The organism is Pseudomonas sp. S2_E01, from assembly GCF_054668365.1.
Genome location: NZ_CP162762.1, coordinates 2,241,462 through 2,261,903 on the forward strand (window position 1 = coordinate 2,241,462; position 20,442 = coordinate 2,261,903).

The following is a 20,442-nucleotide window of genomic DNA, read 5'->3' on the forward strand; positions in this document are numbered from 1 at the left end:
GCGATGTTTACAGTGAGTTTGGTTGCTGCATGAGCTAACGTTCATGCACGCTCTTTTTCCGATCACTCGCCGGACAACGCCCCCCATGAGAGACTTGCCGCCCACCGCGACCCTGCGCGCTTTTGAAGTTGCGACCCGCCACCCGACATTTACTGCGGCCGCACAGGAGTTGCATGTTACTCAAAGCGCCGTCAGTCACCAGCTCAAGCATCTCGAGGCGCTTTGGGGCGTGCAGTTGTTCGAGCGTGGCAAGGCGTTACGCCTCACGGCAGCGGGGGCTACGCTGGCGCCCATCGTGCGGGAGTTTTTCATCAGCCTTGAGGCGACGCTCGGCGATTTGCGCGAGCAAAAAGGCAGGGTCCGACTCAGCGTCAGCACCACCTATTCGTTCGCGCTCAAATGGTTGCTGCCACGCTTGCCCGGTCTTTCTCGTCAGCATCCCGAGCTGCTGGTCTCGCTGGACACCACCGACAAAATCATCCACTTCGCTCAGGGGCAGGCTGATGTCGCGATCAGACTCGGCAAGGGCAATTACCCGGGCCTGCACTCGGAGTTCCTTTTTGGCGAGCAGGTATTTCCTGTGGCCAGTCCCGAACTGCTGCGGCGTGTTGGGACACCGCAGAGCCCCGCGCAATTGTTGCACTTTCCGCTGCTGACTCGGGACGGTGCCGAGTTGGTGCCCAAGTGGGAGGAGTGGTTTCAAGCGGTCGGGCTGGCCTATTTGCCGCTCCAGGAAGGCGTCAGATTTGGCGATACCAACATGACGGTCGAGGCGGCGTTGCTCGGCCAAGGGGTTGCATTGGTGCGCAGCGGCCATGTCGAGAAGGAAATCAGCGATGGCCGTCTGGTTCGGCTGTTTGATGTGCTGCTTCCTTCACCGCTTGCTTACTACTTCGTGTGCCCCAAGGGCATTGAATCGCAGCCGCACATCGTCAGCTTTCGCCAATGGCTGGTCAATGAGGCGTTGAAAGTCCAACGAGTCGAACAGTGAGCCATGAGTATCCGTTCATGCTGCGATGAGGAGACTTCGCTTTAGCCCCCGCGCCGAATTGCCTAGAGTGGCGTATGCCTATTCATCTCATCGTCCTCGTCCTTTTCGCCGCGCTCCTGCACGCCAGCTGGAACGCACTGCTGCGCAGCGGCGCGGATCGGCTTTGGTCCATGACGGTGATGTGCCTTGCCATCGCCATCACCAGTGTCGTCGCCGCGGCGTTCATGGTGGCCCCCGCGATTGAAAGCTGGGGTTACGCAGTGCTTTCCGGGTTGTTGCATGTGGGCTACAACCTGTTTCTGGTGCGCAGTTACCGAGTCGGTGACCTGGGGCAGATCTACCCGATTGCACGGGGTTCGTCGCCGGTGCTGATCACCTTGGGTGCAGCCGTTTTTGCCGGAGAAATCATCACGCCTGGCCAGTTGCTGGGCATTGCGCTGGTGTCAGGCGGGATTATTTCGTTGGCGTTCAGAGGCCGCACTCTCTCGGTTCCCAGCCTGCCCTATGCATTGGGAACGGGCGGCTTTATCGCGGCCTACAGCGTGGTCGACGGCATCGGCGCCAGACTCTCCGGTGCGCCGCTTGCCTACACCGCGTGGATGTGCGCCCTGTGGGGCGTGTTGATGCCCGTGGTCTACATCGGTCTGCGTGACGCCCGCAGCTTATTCTCCGCCCGGCCCGGAACAGTGACCGCTGTGGTCGGTGGGCTGGTCTCCCTGCTTGCTTATGCAATGGTCATCTACGCCATGAACGAAGCGCCCTTGGGGGCGGTGTCCGCATTGCGCGAAACCAGCGTGCTGTTTGCGGCGTTGATCGGTTATGTGTTCCTCGGTGAAAAGCTCACTCCAGGACGGATATTGGCGTGCGTCGTGATCGCCAGCGGCACTCTCATCATCGGCTGATACAACCAACGGCTCAGGAGCAATGTTTAATGGTCAATGTCTCGCAGGCACCGCTGATTCTCATCACGGGTGGAAGTCGGGGAGTAGGGGCTGCAACTGCCCGACTGGCTGCCGAAAGGGGTTATGACGTTGCTATCAGCTACGTTACCAACGAACCCGCAGCGCTGGCCGTGGTCGCGGATGTCGAGGCCTTTGGGCGCAAGGCGTTGGCCGTGCGGGCCGACAGCGCGGACCCCCAGCAGGTGGCCGAGTTGTTCGCGGCCATCGATCGCACGTTCGGACGCATCGACGTCCTGGTCAATAACGCCGGGGTACTGGCGCTTCAGTCACGTCTGGAAGACCTCGGATTCGAGCGGATGCAGCGCGTCTTTGCGGTCAATTCCATTGGGCCAATACTCTGTGCTCAACAGGCGGTAAAGCGCATGTCTCACCGTCACAATGGCCCGGGCGGCGTGGTGATCAATGTTTCATCGGCGTCCGCGCGCCTGGGAAGTCCCAATGAGTACGTCGACTATGCGGCGTCCAAGGGAGCCCTGGAGACGTTCACCATTGGCTTTGCCAAGGAGGTCGCACGGGAGGGCATACGCGTTAACTGTATTCGCCCCGGACATATCTATACCGAAATGCATGCCAGTGGCGGTGAGCCGGGACGGGTCGATCGCGTCAAGGACTCAATCCCCATGGGGAGGGGCGGACAGCCTGAGGAAGTGGCTCGCGCGATTCTATGGTTGGCGAGTGCGGAGGCATCCTTCGTCACCGGCACATTCCTGGATGTAACGGGCGGTAAATGAGTCGCAGGGATCCACCTCAAAGCCATCAATGATGCCAGTGGTCAATGGCAGCCGTTTGCTGACGCCATGTGTGATCCTTCCTACCAATCCTTCGTCAAGGATGCTACCCCCGCAGTGTGGACGGGGGACTCATGACAGGGCCTTTCATGCAAACGCTGTTGGACGAGATTCTTGACGAAGTGCGCCCCTTGATCGGCAGGGGCAAAGTGGCGGACTACATTCCTGCACTGGCCGACGTTCCGCCGCAGCAACTGGGCATCGCTGTCTATGGCAACGACGGCAGCTATCACTGCGCTGGCGATGCGCTGGTGCCATTTTCGGTGCAAAGCATCTCCAAGGTCTTCAGCCTGGTTCAGGCGATTGGTCACTCCGGCGAAGCCATTTGGGAACGCCTGGGTCATGAACCCTCAGGCCAGCCGTTCAACTCGCTGGTTCAGCTGGAGTTCGAGCGCGGACGGCCACGCAATCCATTCATCAATGCGGGGGCGTTGGTGATCTGTGATATCAACCAGTCGCGGTTCGCAGCACCCACCTTGTCGATGCGCGATTTCGTACGAAGGCTATCGGGCAATCCTCAGGTATTGATCGATGCCCGCGTGGCCGACTCGGAGTATCAGCACCGCTCACGCAATGCCGCCATGGCTTATCTCATGAAGTCATTTGGCAACTTTCATAACGAGGTCGAGATGGTGCTGCGCAGTTATTTCAATTACTGCGCGTTACAGATGAACTGCCTCGATCTGGCGCGAGCATTTTGCTTTCTGGCCAACGATGGATTCTGCATCCACAGTGGCGAGCAGATACTGACCCGGCGCCAGACCCAGCAAGTCAATTCGATCATGGCGACAAGTGGGCTGTATGACGAGGCAGGAAATTTCGCCTACCGCGTTGGGTTGCCAGGCAAAAGTGGAGTGGGCGGAGGGATTGTGGCGATCGTCCCGGGTCAATTCACCGTATGCGTGTGGTCGCCTGAGTTGAATGCAGCAGGTAACTCGTTGGCCGGGATGGCGGCACTGGAATTGCTGAGTGCTCGTATAGGGTGGTCAGTTTTTTAAGGGGCGGATCGCCTCATCAAAGTGACGCTTGTGGTCCAGAGTGATCCGCTCTGGTCAGGGCGTACTCGTCACATTTTGAGGCTGACGCGTTCTGGTCCGCGCGAGGTTTCATCTCTAAGCTGCGAGTTCATTTTTTGGAGCTCAGCCCATGCAAGGATTGCCAAGCGTCAAGCTCGCTACATGTCTGTTCACGCCTCTGATCGGGGCCTGTGATTCACCTTATTTTCTGCGTTCTGCAGATCAGTCCCTCCTGACGGCGCTCGACCCTGCCAGCTCCCCACCGTGAGCGCTCACCGCAAGCGCGAGGGTACGTTGACGCCAAAATGATGGCTCATTAACATCGCGCCACTATTTTGCTATCAGTTTGAGTTTTCGAGGGATCGATTATGCAATCACCCGTCCTTACGGTGGGGGTGTGCCTGACTGTGCTCTGTTTTCCCCTACTTCAAGTCAATGCCGCTCCCACGCCCGGTGACACCGATCTAATACGCGAACGCCAGGATCGGCTGCTTGAAGAACAACGTCGACGCCTTGAAGAACTTAAGGAGTTACCGGGCAAATCCGTCAAACCCGACGGCCCGACGACGCCAAGTGACACGCGTTGTTTCCCCATCAAGAACATTGAGCTCAAGGGCGCTGACAGTCTTTCCCTGCGCGAAAAAAACCGTCTGCTTGAGCCCTACATCGGCCGATGCCTGGGCGTCAGCCAGCTCAATGAATTGCTCAAGGTCATCACTGACCACTACATCGAAAAAGGCCTGGTTACCAGCCGCGCCTATTTGCCGCAGCAGGATATGTCGGGCGGGCATCTGCTGGTGCTGGTGGTCGAGGGCAAACTCGAGGGGCTGAAAGGGGCGGACGGCAGCCAGTTGTCCGACCGTGAGCTGGCCATGGCTTTCCCTGGCAGGTCGGGAGCGCTGGTCAACCTGCGTGAAATCGAGCAGATGGTCGATCAGCTCAACCGCTTGCCCTCCAATCAGGCACAGATGGAACTGGCCCCCGGCCAGAACGTGGGCGGTAGCGAGATACTGGTCAAGAACAACCCGCAGAAACCTTGGCGTGTCAGCCTGTCACGCAACAACGGCGGGCAGCGCAGCACTGGCGAGCAGCAGTGGAACACCACCCTGGATTGGGACAGCCCGCTGGGCCTGGCGGATCAGTTATTGCTGCGCGGTGGTCACGATGCGATGACCGATCACCAGCACACGTCCAACAACGCGATGCTCTATTACAACTTGCCGTGGGGCTGGTGGAATTTCAGTTACGCCTACAGCCAGAGCGAGTACCGCTCGCAGATCGCCGCCAACGGTTTTAACTTCAAGCAGACCGGCGACAGTGAAAACCATCAGTTGCGTATCGAGCGGGTCATTCATCGCGATGCCATGCGCAAGACTTCGCTCAATACCGGGCTTTCCTACCTGCGCAGCAACAACTTCATCGAAGACAGCAAACTCAAACTCAGCAGCAACCGCATCAGCGAAGCCCAGTTCGGTATCAACCACGGACGGCGTATTGGCGGCGCATTCGTCAACCTTGATCTTGGCATGCAACAAGGCATCGGCGCCTTTGATGCGCAGGGAAAAGGGGAGTCCTTCCCGGGTGCACCGGACGCCCGTTACCGCAAGTACACCGCCACTGCGAGTTATTTGCAGCCCTTCGAGCTGTGGGGCGAGTCGTTCAGTTTCACCAGCCTGATGACCGGTCAACGCAGCGAAGACGTGCTGTTCAGCCCGCAACGCACAAGCCTGGGCGGCCAATCGTCCATTCGTGGTTACAAGGACCAAACCTTGTCCGGCGACAGCGGCGGCTACTGGCGCAACGACCTTCGCTGGAGTCGCCCGGTGACGCTTTCCTGGTTGCGTCCGGTCTTCACCGAATACGGCACCAGCCTGGGTTACGACCATGGCGTGATCCGTGGCGATCGCTACAACGCCGACCAGCACGGACGCATGTCGAGCAATTCGCTGGAAGTGTTTGCCCGTGGTGAGCATCTGGCCGCCAGTGTCACCTTCGCCCATTCCCTGGAGCGCCCGGCCGTCCTGACCGAGCGTGAAGCGCCGATCTATTTTCGCGTGGATTTCCTCCTCTAACTATTGCTGCACGAGATTACCAACATGGACGTTCGCCCGTTTACCTTCCTCGCTTGTCAACCTTCCTCGCAGGTGAATAGCCGCGAACGTTTCTGGGGTATGCCCAAGCGTGGCTTGGCGTTCCTGTTGGCCAACGTCATGTTCTGGCAACCGATGTGGGCGCAGGCCGAGGGCATTGTGGTTGCCACGCCGGGCACTACGCTGGACCATGCTGGCAATGGCGTGCCGATCGTCAACATTGCCACGCCCAATGGCAGCGGCCTGTCGCACAACCAATTTGTCGACTACAACGTCGGCGCCCAAGGCGTGATCCTCAACAACGGTTCCACCCAGACCTCAGCCACACAACTGGGCGGCATCATCATCGGCAACCCGCACCTGAAAAACAGCGGTTCGGCGCAGACCATCCTCAACGAAGTGGTCGGTGGCAGCCCGAGTCAGTTGCGCGGCTACACCGAGGTGGCGGGTCAGTCGGCGCGGGTTATCGTCGCCAACCCTTACGGCATTACCTGCAACGGTTGCGGCTTCATCAACACGCCACGTGCGACGCTGACCACGGGTAAACCGGTACTCGATGGCAGCGGTCGCCTGGAGCGTTTTCAAGTTGATCAGGGCAGCGTTGCGATCGAAGGCGCCGGGCTCAACGCAACCAACGTCGATCACTTCGAAATCATCACCCGTAGCGCGAAGATCAATGCCGAGATTCAAGCCAACAACCTGACCATCGTCGCCGGCCGTAACGACGTCAACGCCCAGACCCTGAACGCCACTGCCCGTGCCGACGATGGCAGCCTCAAACCACAACTGGCCATCGACTCGTCCGCGTTGGGCGGCATGTACGCCGGGGCGATCAGGCTGGTGGGCACCGAGGCCGGGGTTGGGGTGAAAGTCGCTGGCAGCCTGGCTGCCAGTGGCGGTGATATCCAGATCGATGCCAACGGCCATCTGAGCCTGGCGCAGACGTCGGCAGCGGGTGCAGTCAACGTCAAGGCCGTGAGCCTTGACGCGCAGAGTGCGGTGTATGCCGGCACCCGTGTCGACATGCAAACCGAGACTGACCTCAACATCGCTCATTCCATTGCTGCACGGGACAGCGTGACCCTGAATGCCGGTAGAACGTTAACCAACAACGGTGTCATCGAAGCCGGGGTCAATGCTGACAACAGCCGTAATGCCAAGGGGGATGTCAGCCTCACTGCGCAGTCGATTAACAACACCGGTAAAAGTGTGGTCGCCAGTCGCGACCTCACAGTCACTGCCCAGCAGGCGCTGAGCAACCAGGGCGGCACGTTAAGCGGGCAGCGCCAGGTCACCGTCAATGCCGCCACTCTGGACAACCAGAATCGGGGGCGGGTACTGAGCGCAGACCGCCTCAGTCTTACCGCAGATAAGGTCCTCAACAATCAAGGGGGCCTGATCAAAGGACAGGGCCAGGTCGAAGCCACACTGGGGCACCTGAGCAACACCGCAGGCGAAGTGTCCAGCCAGGGTAACGCCACGTTGATCCTGGGCTCTCTGGACAACAGCAGCGGCACACTGATGGCGCAAATGGGGCTCGACCTCAGCGCGAGCGCCGCGATTAACAACCAGGGCGGGCTCGTTTCCGGCTGGCAAGAGCTGACCATCACAGGCACGTATCTGGACAACAGCAACGGCGGTACGCTGTCCAGCCGAAGTGGTGATGTTGGTATCCAACTGAGCGACGCGCTGGTCAACAAAGCCGCAGGTGCCGTGGTCAGTCAGAAAGCCCTGACCATCACCGCGAGCAGTGTCGACAACAGCGCCAAGGGCAACATTTCCAGCACCACTGACCAGACCATCACCGTCAGTGGTCTGTTCGACAACTCGGCGGAAGGGTTGCTGAGCAGCGGTGCGGCCATGACCTTGAATACCATGGCGTTGAACAACGTCGACGGCACGGTCAACGCGTCCGGCGACCTGGCGTTCAATGGCACCGAACTCAACAACAGCCAAGGTACGTTCACCGGCCAGCAGGCGATCACCCTCGACCTTTTGGGCGCTCTCATCAACACCCAGGGACGACTGTCCAGTGCTGGCCCTCTGCTGATCGAGCGAAGCAAACGGGTTGATAATCAGGGGGGTGAGCTGTCCAGTCAGCGCTGGCTTAGCCTGTTCACTGGCGAGCTGGATAACAGCGCCAAGGGTACGTTGGCGGCCAGCGACAAGCTGCTGATCACCGCCAGCGGTCACGTCGACAATACAAACGCAGGGCTCATCGCCAGCCGTAATGGCGAACTGGAGTTGGGTGCCGGCAGCCTCGCCAATGCCAAGGGGCAGGTGCAAGCCAAGCAAGCGCTGCACGTGGAGGTTGCGGCAGACGTCGGCAACCAGGACGGCCAGATCGTGGCCAAGGAAGGCAAGCTATCCGTCAAGGCCGCCAACCTTGATAACCAGCGTGGCCGCGTCGCCGCGTTGAACGATGGGGTTCGTGTCGAGACCGCCGTCAACGGCACGTTCGACAACCGAAATGGCTCGGCGTATGCGAAAACCCTGCTTGAGGTTGACGCCGGGGATCTGGACAACAGTGACGGCCAGATCAGCGCCAGCCAGATTGGCTTGAACCTGCAAGGCGCCTTGAACAATCGCAATGGCCTGATCGAAAGCCTGAGCACTCTGGCGACCACCGCCGCCAGCCTCGATAACCAGAACGGCCAGTTGCGCGCGATGGGCGTTACCGACAAAACCCGTTTCAGTATCGGTGGCACGTTCGACAACAGCGCCGGTCGCCTGGAAACCGCCAACACCGACCTGAGTATCGAGGCCACAGGCTTCAAGAACCAAGGCGGTAGCTTGTTGCATGCAGGGAGCGGGGTGTTTGGTCTTTCCATGGCCAACCTCAATGATGTTGGCGGTCGCCTGGTGACGCAGGGCGATCTGACCCTGGACACCGACACGTGGACCAACAGCACCTCGATCCAGGCCGAGCGCCTGACCGTCAACGTCAAGCACTTGACCCAGACCAGCACGGGACAGTTGCTGGCTGCCACTCACCTTGAAGGTGCAGGCACCGATTGGCGCAATGATGGGCTGATCGGCAGTGACGGGACGCTCAATCTTGTCCTGACGGGAAACTATGCAGGAAAGGGGCGACTTAGCAGTCTCGGCAACCTGGACTTGCATGCCAGCAGTATGGATTTGCAGGCCACTGGCAGCATCGCAGGTGGTAGCGAAACCATAATCGATGTCGATGATTTGCTGGCCAATGCTGGGCGAATCACCTCCAGTAACAACCTGACCCTGAAGGCTGGCGACATCAATAACAGCGGTACCTTGGGCAGCGGTAAAGACCTGCTCGTCAACACCACAACACTGCTTAACGACCACGGGCTTATCTCCAGCGGTGGTAACGCGCAGCTGCTGGCCACACGTTTCACCAACCGCTATGCCCAGGTGTACAGCCTGGGCTCGATGCTGATTGCCAAGGACGCGGCCCAGGTCCAGGCCGATCTGTTGGATAACCGCTCGGGAGGTATCGAAAGCCTGGGGCCAATGACGATTGCAGCCAGCACCGTCAACAACGTGATGGACGTGCTGGAATACACCCCGAATGAAAAAACGGCGACCCGTATCATCCGTCTACCGTGTGAGCAGATTCCAGGCGCTGGCTGCGATGCTCGCAGCGGTGGTCGTATCAATGGCCTCTGGGAAATCTATGAAACCGATCGCCTGAAGGTCACTAAAAGCAGTGCTTCGTCCAGCCTGAGCAGCGGCGCGGACCTGTTGATCAACACCCAGACATTGACCAACACCAGCAGCACCGTGGCGTCCGCCGGTAACCTTCAGATCAATGCCGGCACCATAAAGAACCAGGGACTGCAAAACCAGCAAATCCACACCGTTCGCCGGTACTGGAGCTTCGTCAACGAGACTGGCAATGCCGCCGCCCTGGCGGATGTTTTCAACGCTCGAAACAACCCCAACCCATCGGCCTCGTTTGCGTCTGACCTGAGCGCCTTCCTGGGATGGATGGGCGTGCTGCTTGCGCAAAACAGCACCGTCACCAATGGCGATCAGTCCTTCGCCGCGGTCATTCAGGCGGGTGGCAACGCCACTCTCAATGCCGGTCAGACGCTCGACAACGGTGTGGTGCGATCGTTTTATGCCTACGTTGGGGCGGGCCAAACCCAGGCCGACACCAGCGCCGGCAACGGTTACTCGACACCTGTCTTCATCAACGCCCAGCTTCCACCGGAAGTGGCTCAACAGCAGGTCAACCCGGTGGCCCTGCCGGGCTTCACCTTGCCCACCCATCAGAACGGATTGTTCCGTTTGAGCAGCCAGGGCTCCAGTGCGACCACCGCACCCAGCCCTCTGGCGATTGCGGGGCTGCCTGACAAATCGGCGCAATCCAAACCGCACAAATACCTGATCGAAACCAACCCCGCGCTGACCGACCTCAAGCAGTTCATGAGTTCGGATTACCTGCTGAGCAATCTCGGCTATGACCCTGACACCAGCGCCAAGCGCCTGGGTGACGGGTTCTATGAGCAGCGGATGATCCAGCAGGCGGTCACTGCCCGCACGGGACAACGCTTCATCGACGGACAGGACAGCGACGAGAAACTGTTCAAGTACCTCATGGATAACGCCGTCCAGAGCAAGCAACAACTCAATCTCTCGGTGGGCGTGAGCCTGACGGCGGAACAGGTCGCCGCGTTGACCCACGACATCGTCTGGCTGGAAAGCCATGAAGTAAACGGCGAAGAGGTGTTGGTGCCGGTGCTGTACCTGGCTCATACCGACAATCGTCTGGCCCCGACCGGGGCCCTGATTGCAGGCAACGACGTCAGCCTGATCGCCGGGAAAACCCTGAACAACGTCGGCACCTTGCGGGCTAGCAACAATCTGTCGGCGGTGGCAGGGGAGGACATCGTCAACAGCGGCCTGGTGGAGGCGGACAAGCGACTGGATCTGTTGGCGGGCAACAATCTGGTGAACCGTGCTGGGGGCATCATTGCCGGGCGTGATGTCGGTCTTACCGCGATCACTGGAGACGTGATCAACGAACGGACCGTGACGACCCATCAGAGTAGCGGCGGTGGATATACCCGGCAGGAGCGCCGGGACTTTGCGGACAGCGCCGCGCGGATCGAGGCGGGTAATGACCTGAGCGTGAAGGCGGGGCAGGACATCAACATCATTGGTGGTGCGCTGCAAAGCGGTCAGGACATGAGCTTGAGCGCGGAGCGAGATATCAATCTTTCCTCCGTTCAGGTCAGCAACAGCGTCGCGCAGGGTGGCAACTACACCAGCAATGACACCACGCAGCTCGGCTCAAGTCTGGGCGCCGGGCGTGATCTGACGGCCGAAGCGGGGCGGGACATAGCGGTCATCGCCAGTGATGTCGATGCGAAGCGCGATCTGAGCCTCGACGCCGACGAAAACCTCACCATCAGCTCCGCTGCAGACGAGCAACACTCACTGTTCAAAAGCAAAGAATTGAAGATTCAGGAAGATCACGTCAGCCAGGTGATGAGCAGCGTCACGGCGGGGGGGATGTGAAGCTGAGTGCCGGCCAGAACATGGCCGTGATCTCCAGTCGGATTAATGCTGGCGATGAAGCTTATCTGGTAGCAGGTGACCGGCTCGACATCCTCGCCGCACAGGACACGGACTACTCGCTGCTCGATAAAAAGAAGAAGGGCGGTTTTGGGGCGAAGGAAACCCAACACGATGAAGTGACGAAAAACATCTATATCGGTAGTGAAATCACGACTGGTGGCAACCTGACTTTAGCCAGTGGCGGCGATCAGCACTATCAGGTGGCCAAGCTCGACAGCGGCAAGGACATCGTTATCGATAGTGGTGGCTCGATTCTTTTTGAGGGGGTGAAAGACCTTCATGATGAAAGCCATACAAAGAGTGATGACGACGCTTTCTGGACCTCATCCAAAGACAAAGGCAATACCGACGAGACGTTTCGCCAGACTCAGATGGTCGCTGCTGGCAATATCACCATCAAGGCGGTTGAAGGCCTGAAGATTGATATCAAGCAGGTCACTCAGGAAACGGTTAGCCAATCCATCGATGCGATGGTCAAGGCGGATCCGCAATTGGCTTGGCTCAAGCAGGCCGAGGCAAGGGGGGATGTGGACTGGAGGCAGGTCAAGGAAATCCATGAGTCGTTCAAGTACAGCAACTCGGGATTAGGGCCGGCTTCGCAGTTGATCATCGCGATTGTCATGGCGGCTGTTGTCGGGCCTGCGGCATTGAGTGCCATGACCGCCAGTATGGGCACAATCGGGGCCGCAGGACTTGCCGCTGTAGCTACGGGTGCTGCGACGAATGCGACAACCAGCTTTATCAACAATGGAGGCAACCTCGGGGCGGTATTCAAAGACGTGACGTCCTCGAATGCGATCAAGGGTTATGTGATCTCGGGGGCGACAGCTGGTTTAACGGCGGGTGTTTTCGATGGCCTTGTAAAAACAACGACGACTTCTACAGGAAAAGTCATCGCCGACCTGAGCAATCCAGAAGGGATTGGGCGGTTTGCGGCTAATCAAATATTGCAGGGCCAAACGTCTGCATTATTGGGAAAAGCTCTCGGACAAGGCGCAAGTGCAAGTGACGCCCTGAAGACGGCCTTGTTCAATACTTTGGCTGCGGCCAGTTTCAATGCAGTAGGCCAACACACAAAAGGCGTATTCGACGACGGTTCTGTGCAAAAGACCGCTATTCACGCAATGGTGGGCGGCTTGCTGGCACAGGTGACTGGCGGAGACTTCAAGACAGGCGCCATGGCGGCAGGAGCGAATGAAGCGCTAATTGGGCATCTGGACAATCTGGTAAAAGGCGATGAAAACCTTTTGACCATGAGTTCCCAGATTGTTGGCGTGTTGGCCGCTACGGCGCAAAAAGATGTCGATGCAAGCCAACTAGACAAGGCTGCCTGGGTTGCAAAAAATGCTTCGCAGTACAACAGGCAGTTGCATAAAGAAGACAAGGAAGTAGCCGCACAGCTGGCTGCGCGCAGTGGTGGGAAGTACACCGCTGAGCAAATCGAGGAACAGCTCCGTCTCTCTGCAGTGAAGGGAACAGACATTCATGCGGGTCAAATGGTCGCTACCAAGGATGGGATCTACGACACCTCGGGAAAATGGCTGGATTTGGGTAATGGCCAGTACGTCCAGCAATTGGCAAAAATCGACCTTGAGCTTGTAGCTTATATCCTGTCATCGAACAGTAACTACGCATGGGCGGCGTTCCCCGTTGCACCTGATTACGATTGGAGCAAAACACCGAGTGTGAGTGATGAGGTGCGTGATCGTCTCTCAGGGCGTGTGCTGGATGCTCAAGGTGGTTTCCGCACTCCTGTCGTTGTAGATGGAGAGGCATTCACCCCACGTTTCATGCCGTGTGGTGACGCTACGTGTATTGCAAATGGCGCCAACCTGGACTTGAAAGATCCTGAAACGCAGCGCTGGATCAGTGCCGACAACGCGAAGCGAGCAAAAGATGCCCTGGCAGTCGGCTCGCTCGTGCCTGTGCCTTTGGGGTGGATTGGTAAGGCTTTGGGCTCTGTTTTTGGAAGAGGGGTTGCAGGGGAGGCGCTGGTTGGGGGAAGCTTGGGTGTCGGTGTAAAAGGTAGTACGTTCGCTGGGAAAAACATTGATGATTTGTCGAATGCAGGAAAACTGCTTGATCCTGCCGATAAATCAGGACAACTTTCGTTAGCTGGTCGAGCACTCCAAAAACACGGCAGTCGTGAAGGCAGTGCGTTTCCTAGCGTTAAAGGAAGCCCTTCTGAAATCAACGCCCAAGGTCAAAAAATAGCTGACGAGATCTTGAGCAATCCGGCGACCACCGTAACCTATAAGGACACCGGTAGATTTGGGAAGGTCATGGATGTGGTTGCCCCCGATGGGCGTGGGCTTCGCTACGATTCGAATGGAAAATTTATTGGTTTATTGGAGCCGCCGAAGCCATGAGTCTTTTATCTACTGTGATAACAAGCCCCCCAGATCGAGAGAATTGTGTATTCGAGATTTGGGCGGGCGCGAATCAGTTGGCTGAGGTATCACATGAGCCAGGAAGACCAATTGAAATAGAAATTTATCCCCCTGTTGAGGGGGGCAAATGGAATCTCAAATTTGAGGACCTTATGACTGCTTTGCATCAGGCGACTAAGAATTTGGCTTCTCACGAATAAGTTGGTACAAAAGTAACTGGTGCAGCTGAAGTGCCGGCTACTTCTGCAATTACGCGTATTGGGTGGAGAGACGATCTGGCCGCCCAAGCAGGGATTCCTCGAAATATTGCTGAATCGCCGTCGAGCATGTGGGGTAGATCGATTGATGATATCAAGCAGTCGCTAGCGCTTGATGGTGCGAGCGTTACGCCGAAAGCGCCATTGGCTGGCACTTCAGGTAAAGCACAGGCCTTTAAGGTTGAAGGACACCCGACAATAAAAGAGATAGAGTTCCATCCGGGCGGTGGAACCCACGGTGATAGTCCGTACTATAAGCTTGTTAGTGCGGAGAAGGTGGGCAATAAAAATATAGAAATTCGGGTAATTGATCCGTCGCCTGATTTTAGTCCGGGCACTATCACGCGTTATCAACAATACTACGATACTCAAGGAAATCGCCTGAAGTATGAGGGCGGTGAGTGGAAGAGGTGGAAGTGATCTATGAGAAATTTATTCCCTGATTTGTACTCTGACCTTGTGCCAGGTATGTCAGCAGCGGGATTCTCTTTAGGTGAGTCGTTTCCCAATGTTAGCGAAAAGGTTGGGGTGGTTGAGTGGTACGGGCCGGAAGTACCTGTTCGTGATATTCTCCTTCAAAATAACTCTTGGGTCGGAATTAAGAGAAAGATCGGTTTCGGCAATGAGCTTTTGATTTCATATCGATTTATGAATGAGGCGGTCTCCCTGTACTTCGAAAATAGCGGAAGGCTTTATCGCATTGCCGTAGGTGAAGGGTATCGTGGACAGTTCAGTGGTGTAAGCGTTGGGGATAATCTCCGGAGCTTAGAAAGGGAGTTTGATGTTTTGTTTAATGATGCGGACGATGACTTCCTTCTAAGAAGAAGTGGAAATATATTGACGGGGGTTAGTTTTGTTACAGACTACAGAGCTTCCTTGGAAGATGCACCAGAACAAATTATCAAGTTTATATCAATGCATGACTGGTCCCTTCGGTAAAAATAGTGAACAGACCACGTTTTCATTAGTCCATAAAAATAAATAGGTGCAAAAGGAGTTGGTGGCGGCCTGGGGCCAATGTACAGACAGGCGGATAACCTGCGACTGGAAAAGATTCTAACGTCATATTACGGAGTAGATGATTACGATTGGAGCAAAACACCGAATGTGAGTTATGAGGTGCGTGAAAAGATACCCTGATAGTCGGGCCGCTCGTGCCTGTGCCTTTGGGGTGGATTGGTAAGTTCTTGGGCTCTGTTTTTGAAGAGGGGTTGCAGGAGAAGCGCTGGTTGGAGGAGGCTTGGTTGCCGGTGCAAAAGGAATAAGTGCTGCGGTAGATGGCACAAATAAAAGTAAATGTTCGGGATGGTGTGATTCAGACTGCCTTCCCGTACTGGATAGGAACGGTTATGAGCAGTGGCAGCACACTAATAGACCGGTTCGTCGATCAAGAGTTGGACGACAGCGTTCGCTCTATTTTTATTGCCGCCTTCCTGCAGCCCCTGCCGCATCCCACAACATCATGACGCGCGTCACCGCAGCGTCCAACGAATCCGCCGACACCCCATCTAGCGCCAGCGTCGACAATCCCAATAAAAAACTATCGAACGCCGTGGCGAGAGCGACTGCATCAATCTCTGCCGGAAGTTGAGCCAAAGCGATGCCGCGTTCCACGCATGCCAGCAACGCCTCACGATTTTTCGCTCGGGCCTGTACCAGTGGCGCGGAGATGATTTTACTCTCCTGCGAGCAAGCGCTCATCGCGCCCAATGCCACCAGGCAGCCTTTGGGATGGCCAGGCTCGCATTGCATCCGAGCGGAGCGGCGTAGCGTCCGTTCGATGGCGTCTCGGGGCGCCAGGGTGGTGTCGAACAGGCTGTCGGTGACCTTGCCGTAGCTGTTCAAGTAAAGGTCCATGACCTCGTTGAACAACTGCTCCTTGGAGCCAAAGGCGGCGTAAAAACTCGGCGCGGTAATACCGCCGCCGATCGCTGCCTTGAGTTGGCTGAGCGAGGTGGCGTCGTAGCCATTCTCCCAGAACAAATGCAGTGCTTGAGTGATTGCCACGTCACGATCAAACGTGCGCGGCCGTCCCATTTGTGCCATAGACGAACCCTCCGAATGAGTTAAATACTACTCGATACATAAGTCGTTGACCATCGTTTGCTCGATCCCTATATTTGTATCACTCAATACATAAGTAGGGCGATAACCAATGAATAGAAATGAACCGCACTCAAAGGCATTGCCTTACGGGGCGTTGCTTGCGCTGGCGATGACTGGATTTATCTGCATCCTGACTGAAACATTGCCCGCGGGCCTGCTGCCTCAGATCGTGAGCGGGCTGGCTATCTCGCCCGCCATGGCGGGGCAAATGGTCACGGTCTATGCGCTGGGTTCGTTGATCGCGGCAATCCCACTGACCATCGCGACCCAGGGCTGGCGGCGGCGCACGGTGCTGCTGGTCACCATCGTCGGGTTTCTGGTTTTCAACTCGGTCACTGCGCTGTCTTCAAACTATTGGCTCATCCTTGTGGCGCGTTTTTTCGCCGGCGTGTCGGCAGGGCTCGCCTGGAGCCTCATTGCCGGATATGCACGACGCATGGTGGCGCCCGAGTCCCAGGGCCGTGCGCTGGCGGTGGCCATGGTGGGTACGCCAATCGCCTTGTCGCTGGGCGTGCCGATGGGTACCTGGCTGGGCGGGTTGATTGGCTGGCGCATGGCATTCGGGCTTATGTCGGCGTTGACGTTGGTATTGATCGCCTGGGTGCTGATCCAGGTGCCCGACTATCCGGGGCAAACCTCAGAGCAGCGTCTGCCGCTGCGGCGCGTGCTGGTGACACCCGGCGTGCGCTCCGTACTGGGAGTCGTGGTCACGTGGATGCTGGCGCACAACATTCTCTACACCTACATCGCGCCCTTCGTGTCCCAAGCCGGGCTGACCGGCAATGTGGATGTGGTGCTGCTGGTGTTTGGCGTCGCCGCGCTGATGGGCATCTGGATAACCGGACGGTTGGTGGACCGCCATCTTCGCAATACGGTACTGGCCAGCCTCGCGACGTTTGCCGTGGTTTCGGTGCTGTTCGGCGTTCTCTCGCCTTCGGCCACGGCCATTTACATCGGCACATTCATCTGGGGGCTGACCTTTGGCGGCGCCGCCACGCTGCTACAAACCGCTTTGGCTGATTCAGCAGGCGAGGGTGCAGATGTCGCCCTGTCCATGAATGTCGTGGTCTGGAACAGCGCGATAGCAGGAGGTGGGCTGCTCGGTGGCGTGCTGCTTGGGCATTGGGGAGTGGCGGTGTTTCCGTGGGTATTGGCGGCGTTGCTGCTGGGCAGTCTGACCATCGCGCTTCAGGCACGAGCGCATGGGTTTCCCGCCGGTGACCGGCGCTCGGGCGCAGTAGTGGTCGGTCACTGAGGCGCTGCTGTGCGGTCCCAATTTTGAAAATCAGACGCTAAGGCTAATTTTCAGACCCTGGCGCAGAACTCCATCTCCTCGGGCAAGGCGCTTCCCGCGCCTTTCTCACACACTCGGCTCTAACGCAATCGCGCTGCAAAACAACAAGAGCCGCGAAAAATGACTAGTTTCCAAACTGCTACCGAAAGCCGGACCGGCCCTATCGGCGCCCGTCAGACCCGCGTCGAGGACGCCGCATTGTTGCGTGGCCAAGGGTGCTACGCTGATGACGCTGCGATCCCTCCAGGCACGCTGCATGCAGCAATCATCCGTTCACCCCACGCTCATGCTCGCATCACCTCGGTGGACTTTTCCAACGCGCTGCTAATGAAAGGTGTGCACGGCGTGCTGGTTGGCGAAGACGTCAAACGCTGGGCGCTGCCGTTTCCCGTGGGTGTACGGCAACCGATGGAGCACTGGTGCGTCGCCGTCGACAAGGTGCGCTACGTGGGTGAGCCGGTGGCGGTGGTGATCGCTGACAGCCGCTATCTGGCCAAAGACGCGATCGAGGGTGGCCGCATCACCGCGTTACGTTACGACCAGATCGACGATTGTGGCGCTTACCTCAGAGCGCCGGAGCCTGCGACTTTCTACCGTATGCACGGCAACCTGACGGGGGGCTACGCGATTCGCAATTTGCAAGTGCGCAACCGGGTGGTACTCAAGTGCTCAAACTCAAGGCCATCAGTCATCCCATTCAGCCTTGAAATCAAGAAGGTTGATCTCCATGAGTCACGGCGACCATCGCGGACCCGATTTCCTGTTCGCCTCGCTCAATCAGGATTTGACCGGCATTCAGAGCGTCCCGGCGCTCATCATCCTGGCTGAGTTTCAATTTGCCGATCAGCCGAGTTATTTCAACCTCGATCCCGACGATTCTTCTGAGCATGTCCTCCATGTAGTCTTGTGGGCTGTCAGTGATCTTCCACGGCTTTTCCTGAAGCTGTTCATGTGTTCGCGTCAGCTTGGCTACGATGCCGCGAACAGCCCTCGTATCGTCGAGCACTCGAATTTTTCCGTGTGCATGGACCACTCGGTAATTCCAGGTCGGAACCTGCTTCTGGTGCTCGTGCTTACTCGGATACCACTGAGGCGAAATATAGGCGTCACCCGCCCGGAAGATGACCAGCACCTCTTGATCAGGCTGTACCTCTCGCCAAAGGGGATTGTCACGCGCGACATGGGCTCGTAGTGTTCCAAGCTTTCCTGCGCTAGTGTCTAGGTCGAAGGGGAGGTGGTTAGCATCCAGCCCTACGCTGCCCTGGGTGATGATCGTGGCAAACGGATATTGCACCATTAGCTGATGCAGCTGTTCCGGTGCCGACACGCTGAAGTGCGATGGTAGATACATCAGCTACGCCTCTTGAACATTGGGAAGCTTTAGCGACTTGGGCGCGAATTGATTGATGTTAACGCCTGACATTACTTGCCAGGACCTGCCTGCACCCATCACGCTCATGAACGGCTAAGCAGCAGCTTTATGCCTGCGACGCCGAATACCAATGCCAGCGTTCCCTCGATGCCTCGGCGTGCAAGTCGATATGCCTTGACCATCGGTGCCGTTGAGAAAAGCAAGGCGTATCCACAAAAAATGGTGACGCTTAATACACCACAAGAAGCCAGGGTGATGGCAACAGTCGTTGTCGATGCTTGCGGTCCCAACCCTAACGTCATTGTGGCGACCCAACCGAGCAAAGCCTTGGGATTGGTCAAGTGCATCATCAATCCCTGTTTGTACAGCTTGAATCCCGAAACCTTGGGCGCAGCCGCTGACGTTTTGCTCGAGTGCTCGTTCGTAACCATTGCGGAACGAGCGGCCTTGATGGCGAGAAAAAGAAGGTAAGCCCCGCCTAGAATCTTGAGCGCGATGATGGCCTGGGCATAGGTCGTCAAGATGGCCGAGATACCTGTTGCCGCCATTCCTCCCCAAAAGAACGAGCCGCTGATGACACCGAATGCAAGCATCAGGGCAGGGCGCCGCCCCTGATGCATTGCCACCCCCATGATTCGCATGTTGCTGGGCCCCGGGCTGGCCGCACCGATGACGTAGACGGTCAGCACAATCAGCAGATGGTTGAAGTCGAACGGCATTCTTGAGGTTTCTCACATGTGATCAGGTCAATGTTCGTTGACCTGATTCGACTTCAAATCGCCGCACAAGATCAAGCACATTACGCGTCGAGGCATCAGTCGTCAGTAACGAGGCTAAGTGTAAAAGCGCCTAGACCTCCAGACATTGTTGTTGCGATCAGTAGAACTCAATCAGCTGCGACTCAATTTTGGCCCCTGGCATCATCTGCTGAAGTCCGTTGCTCAGCTCATTTCCAGCAGCTCTCAGGGCCTCCAGGGGCATTTCAGGAAGACTCTCCAGAATGAACCACATCCGCTTGGCGTTTGAGTCCAGCCGCGTCCGGGTGCCCTGACGCCAGTTCCAGCGTCGGCAAGTCACGCCGTGGTCATCTCGCCAAATGACTTCGCCCTTTTCTGGAGACTCGTTGGCTGCACGGCCATCTTTGGTTGTGTCAAACAGCTCAGTGCCATCGGCAATGGTCAAACGGGGAGCACCGATGTACGCATCAAAATTTTCTCCGCCAACGGGTAGGGCGTACTTGATGCTGATGGCGTTGTACAAGTCGACGATGGGATCGATGCTGGGAAGGCTGCCATCTCGCAATACGCGCTTACGCAACGCCTCGCCGGAGCACGGAGTACGCTGTGGTTTGGCGCCGAATTGCCTGAATGTATCGGCCCACGCCGCCAAATGACGCTCGGCCCAAGCCGGGGTGCCAGCGACCAGCGACTCGCACACCTTTTCAAGTGCGATTGCTGCAACCTGAGGGTGCTCGATCGGCGAAGCGTCGACGCAGATACTCAGCGCTCGGAAACCGGGTGCAATTTCAGCTATTTGGGGATCAAGAACCGGAGCGACAAACGACATGCTGGCCTCCAAGGCTAACTACCTCCGCAGTAAGGGTGATTACGG

14 protein-coding genes and 1 pseudogene are annotated in these 20,442 nt (G+C 57.4%); 11 read left to right on the forward strand and 4 right to left on the reverse strand.

Features of this window, described 5'->3' with window-relative positions; genetic code table 11:
• Nucleotides 1-85: 85 nt before the first annotated feature.
• The 9 genes from gcvA (at nt 86) to AB4O36_RS10375 (ending at nt 14,998) form a co-directional block, all read left to right on the forward strand.
• The gene (gene gcvA, locus AB4O36_RS10335) at nt 86-991 is read left to right on the forward strand and encodes a transcriptional regulator GcvA (protein WP_460141653.1); all 906 of its coding nucleotides are present in this window, start codon (nt 86-88) and stop codon (nt 989-991) included.
• Nucleotides 992-1,065: 74 nt separating this feature from the next.
• Nucleotides 1,066-1,893 carry an EamA family transporter gene (locus tag AB4O36_RS10340; RefSeq protein WP_460124536.1) on the forward strand — a complete coding sequence of 276 codons (828 nt, stop codon included), beginning with the start codon at nt 1,066-1,068 and terminating at the stop codon, nt 1,891-1,893.
• A 29-nt stretch (nt 1,894-1,922) separates the two neighbouring features.
• Nucleotides 1,923-2,684 carry an SDR family oxidoreductase gene (locus AB4O36_RS10345; RefSeq protein ID WP_460124539.1) on the forward strand — a complete coding sequence of 254 codons (762 nt, stop codon included), beginning with the start codon at nt 1,923-1,925 and terminating at the stop codon, nt 2,682-2,684.
• Between the two features lie 146 nt (nt 2,685-2,830).
• A complete protein-coding gene (gene glsB / locus AB4O36_RS10350; protein WP_460124542.1) occupies nt 2,831-3,739 on the forward strand; it encodes a glutaminase B in 909 nt (302 codons plus the stop codon).
• A 386-nt stretch (nt 3,740-4,125) separates the two neighbouring features.
• Nucleotides 4,126-5,829 (forward strand): ShlB/FhaC/HecB family hemolysin secretion/activation protein, encoded by a 1,704-nt coding sequence (locus tag AB4O36_RS10355; protein ID WP_460124545.1) that lies wholly within the window; start codon nt 4,126-4,128, stop codon nt 5,827-5,829.
• 24 nt (nt 5,830-5,853) lie between these two features.
• Nucleotides 5,854-11,352, forward strand: a complete 5,499-nt coding sequence (locus AB4O36_RS10360; RefSeq protein WP_460141654.1) for a two-partner secretion domain-containing protein — start codon at nt 5,854-5,856, stop codon at nt 11,350-11,352.
• Nucleotides 11,349-13,781 carry a DUF637 domain-containing protein gene (locus AB4O36_RS10365; RefSeq protein ID WP_460141655.1) on the forward strand — a complete coding sequence of 811 codons (2,433 nt, stop codon included), beginning with the start codon at nt 11,349-11,351 and terminating at the stop codon, nt 13,779-13,781. Before AB4O36_RS10360 ends, AB4O36_RS10365 begins: the two co-directional genes overlap by 4 nt.
• A 251-nt stretch (nt 13,782-14,032) precedes the next feature.
• The gene (locus tag AB4O36_RS10370) at nt 14,033-14,479 is read left to right on the forward strand and encodes a hypothetical protein (RefSeq protein WP_460141656.1); all 447 of its coding nucleotides are present in this window, start codon (nt 14,033-14,035) and stop codon (nt 14,477-14,479) included.
• Between the two features lie 3 nt (nt 14,480-14,482).
• Nucleotides 14,483-14,998 (forward strand): hypothetical protein, encoded by a 516-nt coding sequence (locus tag AB4O36_RS10375; RefSeq protein WP_460141657.1) that lies wholly within the window; start codon nt 14,483-14,485, stop codon nt 14,996-14,998.
• Nucleotides 14,999-15,478: 480 nt separating this feature from the next.
• Here the strand turns inward: AB4O36_RS10375 and AB4O36_RS10380 are convergent, their stop codons facing one another.
• Nucleotides 15,479-16,105 carry a TetR/AcrR family transcriptional regulator gene (locus AB4O36_RS10380; protein WP_460141658.1) on the reverse strand — a complete coding sequence of 209 codons (627 nt, stop codon included), beginning with the start codon at nt 16,103-16,105 and terminating at the stop codon, nt 15,479-15,481.
• 109 nt (nt 16,106-16,214) lie between these two features.
• Here AB4O36_RS10380 and AB4O36_RS10385 point away from each other — a divergent pair, with 109 nt between their 5' ends.
• Nucleotides 16,215-17,420, forward strand: coding sequence for an MFS transporter (locus AB4O36_RS10385; protein ID WP_460141659.1), 1,206 nt, complete (start codon nt 16,215-16,217; stop codon nt 17,418-17,420).
• Between the two features lie 159 nt (nt 17,421-17,579).
• Nucleotides 17,580-18,146, forward strand: a pseudogene (locus AB4O36_RS10390) (molybdopterin cofactor-binding domain-containing protein); the annotation flags it as partial.
• 22 nt (nt 18,147-18,168) lie between these two features.
• Here AB4O36_RS10390 and AB4O36_RS10395 read toward each other — a convergent pair.
• The 3 genes from AB4O36_RS10395 to AB4O36_RS10405 all read right to left on the reverse strand — a co-directional run bounded on the left by AB4O36_RS10395 (nt 18,169) and on the right by AB4O36_RS10405 (nt 20,397).
• Nucleotides 18,169-18,810 (reverse strand): FMN-binding negative transcriptional regulator, encoded by a 642-nt coding sequence (locus tag AB4O36_RS10395; RefSeq protein WP_460141660.1) that lies wholly within the window; start codon nt 18,808-18,810, stop codon nt 18,169-18,171.
• A gap of 104 nt (nt 18,811-18,914) precedes the next feature.
• Nucleotides 18,915-19,550, reverse strand: a complete 636-nt coding sequence (locus AB4O36_RS10400) for a LysE family translocator (protein ID WP_460141661.1) — start codon at nt 19,548-19,550, stop codon at nt 18,915-18,917.
• 157 nt (nt 19,551-19,707) lie between these two features.
• Nucleotides 19,708-20,397 (reverse strand): B3/B4 domain-containing protein, encoded by a 690-nt coding sequence (locus tag AB4O36_RS10405; protein ID WP_460141662.1) that lies wholly within the window; start codon nt 20,395-20,397, stop codon nt 19,708-19,710.
• Nucleotides 20,398-20,442 lie beyond the last annotated feature (45 nt).